The sequence below is a fragment of the Candidatus Electronema sp. PJ genome (assembly GCF_048287395.1).
In the GTDB taxonomy this organism is placed as follows: domain Bacteria; phylum Desulfobacterota; class Desulfobulbia; order Desulfobulbales; family Desulfobulbaceae; genus Electronema.
Map to the genome: position 1 here is coordinate 41,327 of NZ_JBLWEO010000080.1, position 11,646 is coordinate 52,972.

Sequence of the window (11,646 nt, forward strand, 5' to 3'; positions counted from 1 at the left end):
TCATTTTCACCGCTGCCAAAATCCTCTCAACCAGCAGACCAGGCCCTACAAGCCAGGAAGACTATAATGCTTAGGACACTTCGTCCATAATGCTTAGGACACTCTGACATGGCCTGCCATGTCTCTTCGACATGGCCTGCCACATCGGAAGCAGTACCAGCCCTAACCCCAACCCGAAAAAATATTTCTCCCATGACAGACTTTGCCCTTGGTTCCATCCATCACGGTTTTATTCTCCGGCGCAAGGAGCATGTTGCTGACATCAGCTCAGATGTGTATCTGTTCGAGCATCAGGTGCTTGGCACCCCGGCCTTGGCAATCAAGAACAGCGATCCAAATAAGACTTTCTGTTTTGCCTTCCAGACCGTACCAGAGGATTCAACTGGCGTGGCTCACATCCTGGAACATTCAGTGCTGATGGGATCAAAGAAATATCCTGTGCATGATGTTTTTGGCGAGATTCATAAGGGCGGCCTGATGACCTTTCTCAATGCGATGACCGGTGCTGATACGACCTGGTATCCGTTCGCCACCCGCAATTTGAGCGAGTATTTCAGCATCATGGATGTCTATTGTGATGTGGTGCTGAATCCACTCCTGCCGCGTAGCACCTTTGAGCAAGAGGGCTGGCATTATCACCAGGAAAGTGAGGCGGCAGAACTGCAATTCCAGGGTGTGGTCTTAAATGAGATGAAAGGGGCCTTTGGTGATCCTATTCGCTCTATCTTTCATAACATCTTTGGCGGCTTAATGCCTGAATCAACCTATGCCCATGAATCAGGCGGCGATCCAGCCTGCATTCCTGATCTGAGCTACGAGCAGTTTGTCGCCTTTCACCGCAAACATTATCATCCCTCAAATGGAATGCTGTTCTTTTATGGTGATGCTGATCTTAGCCAGGAACTGGCAGCGGTGCAGGACAACTTTCTCTGCAACTACACCAGCGCAGGCGAAAAGGCCAAGATCGTGCCAGGCCGCAGCATTACGGAGCCAGTGTTTAAAGAAGATACCTATGCCGTACAGCCAGGCAGCAAACTGAAGGGCAAAACCTATTTGGCGGTAGGGACAGCGGTTGGTACGGTACAGGAACGAGAACTGAACACCGCCTTTCAGATTATTGCCAACATCCTCTACAATTCAGATGCGTCGCCGCTGAAGAAAGCGATTGTCGAGGCGGGCTTGGGCAAGGATTTCGGCGGTACGTTTATTACTGATTCTGGCAGCAAGACCTTAATGCTGACCTATCTGATTGGCTCTGATCCAGACAAGCGCGACCGCTTCCTAGACCTACATCGCCAAACGTTAAGCAAGATTGCCGAGCAAGGCCTTGAGCATGATTTGGTACTTTCTGAGCTGAATCATTATGAGTTTTCTGTACGTGAAGAATTAACTCATGCCCAGCGTGGCTTAGATCTGATCGGCAAGGCCTTGTCGGCACTTCAGTACGGGGCAGATCCTTTTGCTGCCTTGGAGATCGAGGAGCTGTTCGCCTCTATCCGCAAAAAGGCCTTGGAGGAGGGGTATTTTGAGCAACTGATCAAGAGTAAGCTGCTGGACAACCCGGCCTTTGCAAGTGTTACCCTGAAGCCAGATCCAGATAAAGCCGCCCGCACCCAGCAGCAAGAGCAGCGCAGGTTAGCAGCTTATGCCCAAACCCTTGACCAGCAGCAGATAGCAGCCCTGATTAGCCATACCCAGGAGCTAATGCAGTTGCAACAGACTGCCAACAGCGAGGAGCAGCTGGCTCTCTTACCGCGTTTGTCGCGCCAGGACTTAGAGCGCAAGCCGCCAATACACAGCGTCTGCCCTGAAGAATGCCGTGGCGTAACGTGTCTCAGCAGCGAATTGGCGACCAACGGTATCACCTATATCCAATTCGGCTTAGACTGCTCAACCCTTGGTCTTGATCTGCTGCCATTCCTTGATCTCTTTGCCACCATTGCCACTGAGATCGGCACCAGCCAGCGTGACTATGTTCGCTTTGCTAAAGACATCAACATCTGGACTGGTGGCTTTACCCATAGCTTCTCTACTTATAGTCATATCGATCCAACAGTGCCGCTGCGCTCTCTGCTCTGGTTTCAGACCAAGGCCTTATCAGCTTATCTGCCCCAAGCCTTGGACCTCGTGCGCGAGGTCTTTGTTGATCTCAATCTCAGCAACCGACAAAGGATTAAGGAGATTGTCCTGCGGGAATTCACCTGGGCTGAACATTCTGTGCAGAGCGAAGGCTATCAGCTTGCCGCCGCCCATGTGTTTTCTCATCTCAGTCGGGCTGGCAAGATCAACGAGCAGGTCAGTGGCAGCACTGCTTATCTCAAGCTCAAAGAACTAGCTGCCAATTATGATGCGCTAGAAGAGGACTTCTTGGGCAAATTAGCGGCCCTGCGCCAGGCAGTCTTGCAGCCTGTGGGCTTAACCATTGCCGTCACTGGCTCGAGTACGGATATTGGCAAGGTCAAAGACTATGCAGGCGAGATCAGCAAGAGCTTAAGCGGCACGGCCCTGCAAGCTACGGAGCTGCTCTTCCCGCCCTTTGCCTGTCTTCAGGCTTTCACCACCTCTGCGGATGTGGTCTATAACGTGCAAGGCTGCAACTTGTTTGCCCAACCCAGCCAGTACAACGGTACCTTCGAGGTACTCAAAACCTGGCTGTCACGGGACTACCTGTGGAACACTGTGCGCCAGCTCGGCGGTGCTTATGGCTGCTTTGTTCAATTTCATCCGGTGACAGGCAACTTCGCAGTGGTCAGTTACCGCGACCCCCAAGTGAGCAAGACCTATGCCGCCTATGATGCCATTGCCGCAGCTGTTAAGGATTTGGATTTGAGCAGGGCTAAACTGGATCAACTGATTATCGGGGCCTATGGCAGCTTAAATCCGCTGCGTTCACCGGCTGCTGAGGGCGTGAAGGTCCGTGATGCCTACCTCAGTGGCATCACGCCAGAGCAGCGGCAGCAGATTCTTGCGCAGGTTATTGACGCTGAGGCCGAAGCCTTACGCGATCTTGCCCCTTTGTTTGAGCAACTCATCAGTGACAGCTTCCGGGCCACCATTGGCAGCGCAGAGAAGATCAGAGCTAACGAGGAGCTGTTTGATGCGGTGCTGGAGTTGTAGGAGCTAAGGTAAACTCCGTCCGCAGAGGAAAAACTGCGGGCGGAACACGAACACTTCTTCTTGTTTGAGCCATGCTGTATCAAGCATAACAGGTGAATTGATATGAATTATTCGGAGATCAAGGCAATATTTCTTGCGCTTCCGGTAAAACATCGCCATGCTGCGTGTCTTATAGGATATCTCATTCTCATCATAACAACGTACACCGCTTTTATTTTGCTCTTTTCCCTTGCAGTACCAATAGTATTTTCTAAATTAAGGATATTTTCGCTCCTGACTATGCTTGGTTGGGCATCGGCATTTGCTGGCGCGTTTGTAGGATTCATGTTTGGCATCCCGAGAGTTGGCCCTAGTAACCCAGAAAAGACAGATCAGAAAAGGAAAAGGGATGAATCTAGCAAAGAAAGCAAAGCGGCAGGAGATAAATCAAGATATCGCGTTAACACGAATTTAGAAGTTGTCTCTGATTGGCTCACCAAAATATTAGTTGGTGCAGGATTAACTCAGCTCCATAACACGCAGATCTACTTGCGAGACATTTCAAGATATTTCGCTCAAGGGCTAGAGAAGATTGTTGGCATTCAGCAGATGATCACCGCGATTATCATTCTGCATATGATTGTTGGCTTGCTTGGTGGTTATCTGTTAACACGTATTTATCTCACCGGTGTGTTTGCTGAAGCAGATAAAGAAATGGATCAAGAAGCCCCTGATCTCGAAACGTAGCAGCAGATCGTTGCAGGCTGCATAAGCTTTCCCTCGCAGACGGCTAACTAATGAAGAAAAGGAAGAAGAAATCTTGGGCAGTGAAAGTAATACCCAAGCCTTTCGCTATATTTTGCGCGAAGGAAAATGAAACTCTACAGCAATATGAACGAGGACATGGCGATTATACCCAAGAACGGCACGAATGGCTCGATAACCTTTCTGTTGCAGATATTGTTGAACAGATAGAGAAAAAAAGAAAAGCCCTGCGCTGATCAACTGAAAACTTGCTTGGTCACACTCCTTTCTAACTTGGCAACAAAGGAGTGTGGCCGACTTGCAGAGGAGTTTTGCCAAGCCGCATTCCTTTCTTACCAAGCAACAGAGGAGTGCGGCTGAACCAAACTCCTTTGTTGCCAAGCCGGAAAGAAGTTTGGCCGACTTGCAAAGGAGTTTTAGTCGGCAAAACTCCTCTTTGGCCAAGCCGAACTCCTTTGCAACTCGGTACAACTCCTCTCGTAGCGACTGCTACTCCTCGCTGTTGCCCTTCGTAAGCAGTGCTTGTTACTTCGTTTGCGAGATAGGCTCACCGCATCAAAGTGCAAATCAGTCCTTGCTTTTCAGGCAGAGGTTCTGGTACAGATAGAACTCCAAGAATACCTCTCACAACCGCAGCATTTTCCAGAAGGAAGAGTAATGAAATCGGCAAAGAAATCGGTAAAAGAGAAAGCCGGAGTAGTGGTCTATAAGCAGGTGTCAGGCGCAGAGCCGCTGGTACTCCTGGTCACTTCTCGCAAGCGGCCAGGCTTTTGGGTCTTCCCGGTTGGCAGCGTGGAAAAAGGCGAGTCTCTGCCAGAAGCAGCTGCCCGGGAATGCGTGGAGGAGTCTGGCTATTGCGTCAAGATCGGGGAGCAGCTGGCAGCACTAGAGGATACTGCAAATAGCGACAAGACCGTCCGCTTCACCTTTTATTTGGCAACAGAAAACGGCGAGGCCGACACTTGGGAGAAGGACAGGGAAAGAAAGTGGGTGCCAGTTTCTCAGGCAGCCGCCCTGCTGCCAGAGATATTCCGCAGCGTGGGCCACGCTGCGGTGCAGCATGTTGAACGGCAGCGGCTTAAGGAATTACTTTTGGCCAAGTCGTACCGCCAGGGCACGTTCACGCTTACATCAGGCAAAACCTCGGACTTCTACATTGACGGCAAGCAGACCACCTTGGATGCGGAAGGCGGCTATCTCTGCGGCAGGCTGCTCTTTGCGCTGATCCAACAGGCTCCGCAGCCAATCAGCGGCGTAGGCGGCATGACCCTGGGTGCAGACCCGCTGGTGACGGCTGTATCTATAGTCAGCCATCTAGCGGGCAGTCCGATTCCGGCCTTTATTGTCCGCAAAGAGGCCAAGGGGCACGGCACAGGCAATTATCTGGAAGGCAAGAGCAACCTTCAGCCGGGCTGTGCCGTGGCGTTGCTGGAGGACGTGGTCACGACCGGCGGCACGCTGCTCAAGGTGATTGAGCGGGTGGAGAAAGAGGGCTTCAAGGTGGGGATGGTGCTGACCGTGATTGATCGCGAGGAAGGCGGCGCGGAAGTGCTGGCTCAGGCTGGCTATCCGCTGCACAGCGTGTTCACCCGAACCCAGCTTATCGGCTGAGAGGCCCGCCATGCAGTGCAAGCGATGCGGCCATGACAAGATCGAGGTGGTCAGGCGGTGCCGCCAAGTCCGTCTCCGCTGCGAGAGCTGCGGCAAAGAGCACAAGATTCACGAGCTGGCAGCGGAGCTGGATGAAGAGACAGAGAAGGAGCTGGAGCGGCACAGCAGCATTATCTATGACTGAAGTGCAGGAATGCAGGCAACGTCCGTGCGCAGAAAAAACCTCTCTCGAAGTCGGGAAAAAACATCGAGCGAGGTCGTCAGAAAACATCGCTCGATGCCGTAGGAAAACCTCCCTCGATCTCGTACCAAGACATCGCTCGATCTCAGAAAAAACATCGAGCGAGAGCGTACTACGACATCGAGCGAGGGCGTAGGATGACATCGAGCGATGTTTTAGAAAAAGCTCGCTTGATGTTTTTCCGGGAGCAGCAGGGAGGGCGAGAGGTAGGCTGGGTTGAGAACGAAACCCAGAAGAAGTTCCGGCCCCTTTCGGGGCCGGTTTTCAGAACTACCGAAGAAGCGTGAGCAAAAGCACGATGATTTGCACTATTTGCTTGTAGCTAATTCGGATTTCCATTGTCATCTTTATCATATAAACCTCATATGAAAGAGATGGCGGCACCGCCAACTATTATTAGGTTGGCATTTATAACGCGCCGTTGCATAGCGCGGCCCTCGGCTTACCGCGAATGGCCTTGAGCAGCAGCACGGTTCATGAGTTTTACCATTCCACTGAATTAAGGTACAAGAGTACTCCTGCACTCTGTCCTCACAAGCTCCGCACCTTTAGCGGTTTACTAGACCGCAATCCAGAGTGTAGTTGCACTCTGAAATCTTCCTTCCTCACTGTACACGGCTAGATAGAGTCAAGAAGGTTAGTTATTGATCTTGCCTTTGTCTCAACAGACAAATACATTCACCATGTTTGTTGTATTGATCGGTCAAATGTAACCACCAGGACTGCCACTGTCAACAAGGAAAGAGCCGTTGTTCAATCTCCCTCAGCAGCCCGGCCAGGCTTGCCGGGCTGTTCGCGCTGACGCAGAAGCCGTCCTCGGCCTGCACGTGCGCATCCTCCAGCATATCCATCTTGTTATAGACCCGCAAGCAGGGAAGCTGCTCCAGGGCCAGCTCACGCAGCAGCTCATCCACCACCTCGGCCTGCTCTTTCCAAGCGTGGTTGGCCCGGTCAATCACATGCAGGAGCAGGTCTGCCTCAGACAGCTCCTCCAAGGTTGAGGCAAAGGCTTTCAGCAGCTCGGCAGGCAGGTTGCGGATAAAGCCCACGGTGTCGGTCAGCACTGCCTCAGTGCCGCTAGGCAGCCGAAAGCGGCGCGAGGTGGGATCAAGGGTGGCAAAGAGCATGTCCTCGGCAAGAATGTGCGAGCCAGTCAGGGTGTTGAGCAGAGTCGATTTGCCCGCGTTGGTGTAGCCCACCAGCGAGACCACGGGCACCTCGTTCTTGCGGCGGCTGCTTCGGCGGTGATACCGCTGGCTGCTTACGGCTTTCAGCTCATCAGCCAGCCGAGCAATGCGGTCTTTGATGCGGCGGCGGTCGATCTCCAGCTTGGTCTCACCAGGGCCACGTGCGCCGATGCCGCCGGTAAGCCGGGAAAGGGCATCGTCGCGGCTGGCCAGGAAGGGCAGCAGATACTTGAGCTGGGCCATCTCGATTTGCAGCCTGCCCTCGCGTGACAAAGCGCGGGAGGCAAAGATGTCGAGGATGAGCTGGGTGCGGTCAATCACGCGCAGGTCAGTGCGGCTGGTGATTGAGCGCACCTGCGAGGGAGTCAGCTCCTGGTCAAAGATCAGCAGGTTGGCTCCGGTGCTGATGCTCATCAGCATGATGTCCATCAGCTTGCCGCTGCCGAGAATGAAGCGGGGATCAACGTTCTTGCGGTGCTGAATGACGCGCTCCACAGCCTGTACCTTGGCGGCGCGGGCTAATTCGGCTAACTCCAGCATGGAGTCTGCGGCTTCCGCCTTGGAACCCGTGCTAACCGAGATCAAGATGGCTCGCTCTTGGCCCTTATCTACCTCGCGCAGTAGCTGGCTGCGGGCAAGCTGCTCCTCAATGCTCTCAATCAGAGCCAGGCAGGAAGGCTGCGGCGCAACAGGAGGCACCGCTTCCAGCCGCCGCCAGCCTTTCTCACTGCCAGGCAGAACATGAGCGGTATGCAAGAGATCAGGCTGACCATCGCGGAGAGTCAGCACAGACATCATGTCCAAGCGCAGACAGACCATGTCCATGATGTCCTCATCATCTGGGCCGGACGCGCTGAAATGCGTGTGGACACAGCGCAGCCCGCAGAGGCGACCTCCGCTAGTGCGCACCCGCTCGAGCACCGGAATCTCAATCCGGTCATGCGTGCCAACAATGACGGTCTCGGTCTCGCCTGACCGCTGGATGAGCAGACCAAGCTGCCGGTTCAACTCAGCAGACAAGACTGCGAGAGTGCGGGCCAGCTCACGCCCGATCACCTCCTCCGGGCTGCTCCGCTTGCGCAGCAATTGCTCCAGCTGCCGGAGCTGGCTGCTCTTGAGACCGGCTGTGCTACCAACGATGGAAATGATATCCTCCTTTGCAGTCAGAAGTTGTTCTTTGGATCAGCATAACTGTCTCATGCTGCTTTTGCAAGCCAAGCAGGAAACAGATTTTTCTCCTTTGAAAAATGCCTCTAACCGGTTAAGCTACATTTCTGCCGTCTGAACCTTAAGTTAGGATGACAAGAATGCAAAAGACCTCCCGAATCTCTACGGTGCTTATCCTGCTGCTGCCCTTTTGGGCCACCTCCGCAGCCTCCTCTGACTGGATCACGCCGCTTAAGGAGCTGATCGCCAGGAAAACAACGTCTTCTATTGAAAGCAACGGAGCTGAGGCAAAGGCTGATGACAAGCAGCTGCCTGTTCGCTTTAAGGACAACGGAGACGGCACTCTAACTGACAGCCGTACTGGTCTGATCTGGCTGAAAAACGCCAACTGCAGCACCTTCTTTGAGGGAGATCGCAGTGGTAATAGGAATAGTCGCTCCTGGCCTGATGCCAGTGTCGCAGTCAGTAAACTGGCTAACGGCTTCTGCGGCCTTAAGGATAGCTCCAAGGAAGGCGATTGGCGCTTGCCTACCCGTGAAGAACTCCTCGCCATTGCCAAGGAGTCCTCGCAAAAGGAGCCTTGTCAGGCAGGCCAAGCCTTTACGGGTATGCAGTCCTTCTATTACTGGTCATCCACCGAAGGCGACCTTTACGAAGACTACGCCATCTATGTCAGCATCCTAACTGGCGTAGATAGCTACGCCTTTCAGCTCAACAGCTTCCACGTGCTGCCCGTGCGGGGCAAGAAGAAGCCGTAGGTCGACGTTAACAGGGCGCACTGCCGGGTGTGCGGGGGAAGGGAATCACGTCGCGGATGTTGCCAATGCCGGTGACAAACTGCACCAGACGCTCAAAGCCGAGACCGAACCCGGCATGCGGCACAGAGCCGAACCGCCGCAAGTCCAAGTACCAGCTGTACTCCTCCAGATCAAGGCCAGCCGCCCGCATTCGTCCTTCTAACAGCTTCAGGCGCTCCTCGCGCTGACTGCCGCCCACCAGCTCACCAATGCCTGGCACGAGGATGTCCATCGCCGCCACGGTCGTGCCGTCGTCATTCAGGCGCATGTAGAACGGCTTGATCTGCTTGGGGTAATCCGTGACAATCAGCGGTCTGCCCGCCAGCTCCTCACACAAGAAGCGTTCATGCTCTGATTGCAGATCATTGCCCCACTGCACCGGGAACTCAAACTTCTTACCTGATTGATGCAGTGCCTCCACGGCCTCGGTGTAGCTCATGCGGGCAAAGGGCTGCGCCTGCACCGCCTCCAGCTTGTGCAGCAGCCCCTTGCTGACAAAGCGTTCAAACAGCTCCAGCTCCTCGGCGCAATTGCTTTGTACAGTTGCAACTAAGTCCTTGATCAGGGCCTCGGCCACGGCCATGTCGCAGGCAAGGTCGCAGAAGGCCATTTCCGGCTCCAGCATCCAGAACTCAGCCAAGTGCCGGGCGGTGTTGGAGTTCTCCGCCCTGAAGGTGGGGCCAAAGGTATACACGCGGCCATGCGAGAGGGCAAATATCTCGGCTTGGAGCTGGCCGCTCACCGTGAGGCCCGCCCTGCGGCCAAAGAAGTCTTGACTGAACGGCTCCGGGCCGCGCAGCTGCTCCGCTGTCAGGGCGGTGACCGTGAACATCTCGCCTGCGCCCTCGCAGTCCGAAGTGGTGATGACAGGCGTGTGCACTTGCAAGAAGCCCTGCTCGCGGAAGAAGCGGTGGATGGCGAAGTTCAGCTCGGAGCGGATGCGCGCCACGGCCCCAAAGGAGTTGGTGCGCGGTCGCAGGTGGCTGATCGAGCGCAGGAACTCAACACTATGCCGCTTCTTCTGGAGCGGGTAGCGCTCTGGGTCTGCTGGGCCGACCACAGTCAGGCTCTCCGCCCGCACTTCTACGGCCTGGCCTTTCGCAGGCGAAGCAGTCAGCCTGCCGCAGACCCTGACCGCACAGCCCGTGCTCAGGCGGCGCACTTCGCTTTCGTAGTTGGTCAGATTCGGCTCGGCCACCACTTGCAGACCAGCCAGACAGGAGCCGTCCGTCACCTCGATAAAGCACAAGCTGCCGGAGTCGCGGCAGGTTCTCACCCAGCCTTGCACCTCAATGAGCTGCTCCGCCGGGGCGGTGTGAAGAATATCTTTGATGCGTGGAAGCATGGTGTCGTTCCTTTTGTATTTTATGAGCTAACGCCCCTCATTCCTTATTCCCTTTCCGCTGCACCCATGCTTCGCAGTACCATAGGCGCAGGCACTCAGATCGATCAAGCTGATGTCTGTGGCGATGGCGGCTTCAAAGAACCTATGCTCTCCATCGTGATGATATAGAATGCAGTATGTGAATCTGACTTGATCCTACGTTCAGCATATCGGATGTAGCACAACGCCGCCACGAGCAAGGCTGGAGATGAGCAATGACAGTTTGTAGAGCAGGAAAACAGAGCTGCGGCCAGCAGGCAGACAACAACCATGCTGCGAAAAAATTTGGAATCCGCCTCAAGCCGGTTCACTTCATCAAGTGCGGCAGGATGTTTCATCAGCAGTACAGCCTTTCCCCATTGGATGGGATTCATAGCTCCAGTCTTAGCAGCTTGCAAGAAAGTATCTCTGATCGCCTCGAGACGCTCATACGCAGCTTGGTTGGCTTTCAATTTCAAGATGCCGTTAAATACTCCTGCCAAGAGATTCTGATCATTCTGGCAATAATTATATAAGCTTTTTCTGATGCGATCATGGAGCATGTCCAGCCATGAGCCAACAAGGAATATCAAGTGGCCAATAAAATAGGAGCAGATAAGGAAGGATATCCACACTGCGGCCTGATGCTGTAGGACAACACTAAACATAAAAAAGAACTCTCTATGCAGTTCTTGGACGAGGAGTGCTGATGCGATCGATCCAGGCACAAGAATAGCGAAGAAATGGATTATGCCGACATAAAAGTCATTTGGTTTCATGATTTCACCTTGTGTGATTAACTACTGATAAACAGCGGGCAATAGTTAATTATCACAGAGACAAGCTCGAGAAGTCAAGATATAGCGCAAGGACAGCGTTGCGGCATCACCTGACCAGAACGCATCGGGCAGCGCATCGTCAAAGTCCTCGCTGATCTTTATCTGCCCTTTGAACTGGCCGAACTGCCGCTGAGTCGGCACCTGCGCTGGCGGTTCCGCCTGCTCATAGAGCACAATCACCCTGACTGTGCCGTGCTGGATGTCATGAGGAAGTTTCAGGTGTATCTCACGATGTGCTGTCACCTCTGCCTGCATTTCCAGAGCCTGCATATCTTTTCCTCCTCGTATGGTCTTTCCTGCACATGCCTCTGCTTTTCCTGTATGGTATTCGCTTCAGTGCGATTGGGCAAGCAAGTTTAGGCGCAGGGCGGGCAAAGTATCTTCTTGCTTGCCGCCGCCCGCAGGCACCCTCTGTCGGAGATACCATAGTGACTCCAGCGGAGACACTACGCTGACTCTGGTGGAGTCACTAGGCTGACTCCAGTGGAGTCATTAGAGTGACTCTGGTGGAGACACTCTAATGACTCTATATGAGATACTCTGCTGACTCCTATGGAGTCATTATGGTATCTCTTGAGGG

10 protein-coding genes and 1 pseudogene are annotated in these 11,646 nt (G+C 53.8%); 6 read left to right on the forward strand and 5 right to left on the reverse strand.

The window, feature by feature from the left end; genetic code table 11:
- Positions 1-108 precede the first annotated feature (108 nt).
- Entirely contained in the window at positions 109-3,117 is a 3,009-nt protein-coding gene (locus ACNKIB_RS12835; protein ID WP_417910961.1) for an insulinase family protein, read from the forward strand.
- 102 nt (positions 3,118-3,219) lie between these two features.
- The gene (locus ACNKIB_RS12840; RefSeq protein WP_417910962.1) at positions 3,220-3,843 is read left to right on the forward strand and encodes a hypothetical protein; all 624 of its coding nucleotides are present in this window, start codon (positions 3,220-3,222) and stop codon (positions 3,841-3,843) included.
- Positions 3,844-3,948: 105 nt separating this feature from the next.
- On the opposite strand, the gene ACNKIB_RS12845 is transcribed toward ACNKIB_RS12840, so the two are convergent.
- Positions 3,949-4,332 (reverse strand): hypothetical protein, encoded by a 384-nt coding sequence (locus tag ACNKIB_RS12845; protein ID WP_417910963.1) that lies wholly within the window; start codon positions 4,330-4,332, stop codon positions 3,949-3,951.
- Between the two features lie 186 nt (positions 4,333-4,518).
- On the opposite strand from ACNKIB_RS12845, the pseudogene ACNKIB_RS12850 reads away from it, so the two are divergent.
- The 3 genes and pseudogenes from ACNKIB_RS12850 to ACNKIB_RS12860 all read left to right on the forward strand — a co-directional run.
- A pseudogene (locus ACNKIB_RS12850) lies at positions 4,519-4,863 on the forward strand (NUDIX domain-containing protein); the annotation flags it as partial.
- A gap of 51 nt (positions 4,864-4,914) precedes the next feature.
- Complete coding sequence (gene pyrE / locus ACNKIB_RS12855; protein ID WP_417910971.1) at positions 4,915-5,472, forward strand: orotate phosphoribosyltransferase; 558 nt, start codon at positions 4,915-4,917, stop codon at positions 5,470-5,472.
- A gap of 10 nt (positions 5,473-5,482) precedes the next feature.
- Positions 5,483-5,656 (forward strand): dual CXXC motif small (seleno)protein, encoded by a 174-nt coding sequence (locus ACNKIB_RS12860; protein WP_417910964.1) that lies wholly within the window; start codon positions 5,483-5,485, stop codon positions 5,654-5,656.
- A 788-nt stretch (positions 5,657-6,444) separates the two neighbouring features.
- On the opposite strand, the gene hflX is transcribed toward ACNKIB_RS12860, so the two are convergent.
- Complete coding sequence (hflX, locus tag ACNKIB_RS12865; RefSeq protein WP_417910965.1) at positions 6,445-7,986, reverse strand: GTPase HflX; 1,542 nt, start codon at positions 7,984-7,986, stop codon at positions 6,445-6,447.
- Between the two features lie 221 nt (positions 7,987-8,207).
- On the opposite strand from hflX, the gene ACNKIB_RS12870 reads away from it, so the two are divergent.
- Positions 8,208-8,825 carry a DUF1566 domain-containing protein gene (locus ACNKIB_RS12870; RefSeq protein ID WP_417910966.1) on the forward strand — a complete coding sequence of 206 codons (618 nt, stop codon included), beginning with the start codon at positions 8,208-8,210 and terminating at the stop codon, positions 8,823-8,825.
- Positions 8,826-8,832: 7 nt separating this feature from the next.
- On the opposite strand, the gene asnS is transcribed toward ACNKIB_RS12870, so the two are convergent.
- The 3 genes from asnS to ACNKIB_RS12885 form a co-directional block, all read right to left on the reverse strand.
- Positions 8,833-10,209, reverse strand: a complete 1,377-nt coding sequence (gene asnS, locus ACNKIB_RS12875; protein ID WP_417910967.1) for an asparagine--tRNA ligase — start codon at positions 10,207-10,209, stop codon at positions 8,833-8,835.
- Between the two features lie 104 nt (positions 10,210-10,313).
- Positions 10,314-11,006 carry a hypothetical protein gene (locus tag ACNKIB_RS12880; RefSeq protein WP_417910968.1) on the reverse strand — a complete coding sequence of 231 codons (693 nt, stop codon included), beginning with the start codon at positions 11,004-11,006 and terminating at the stop codon, positions 10,314-10,316.
- A gap of 45 nt (positions 11,007-11,051) precedes the next feature.
- Complete coding sequence (locus ACNKIB_RS12885; RefSeq protein ID WP_417910969.1) at positions 11,052-11,336, reverse strand: hypothetical protein; 285 nt, start codon at positions 11,334-11,336, stop codon at positions 11,052-11,054.
- Between the last annotated feature and the right edge of the window lie 310 nt (positions 11,337-11,646).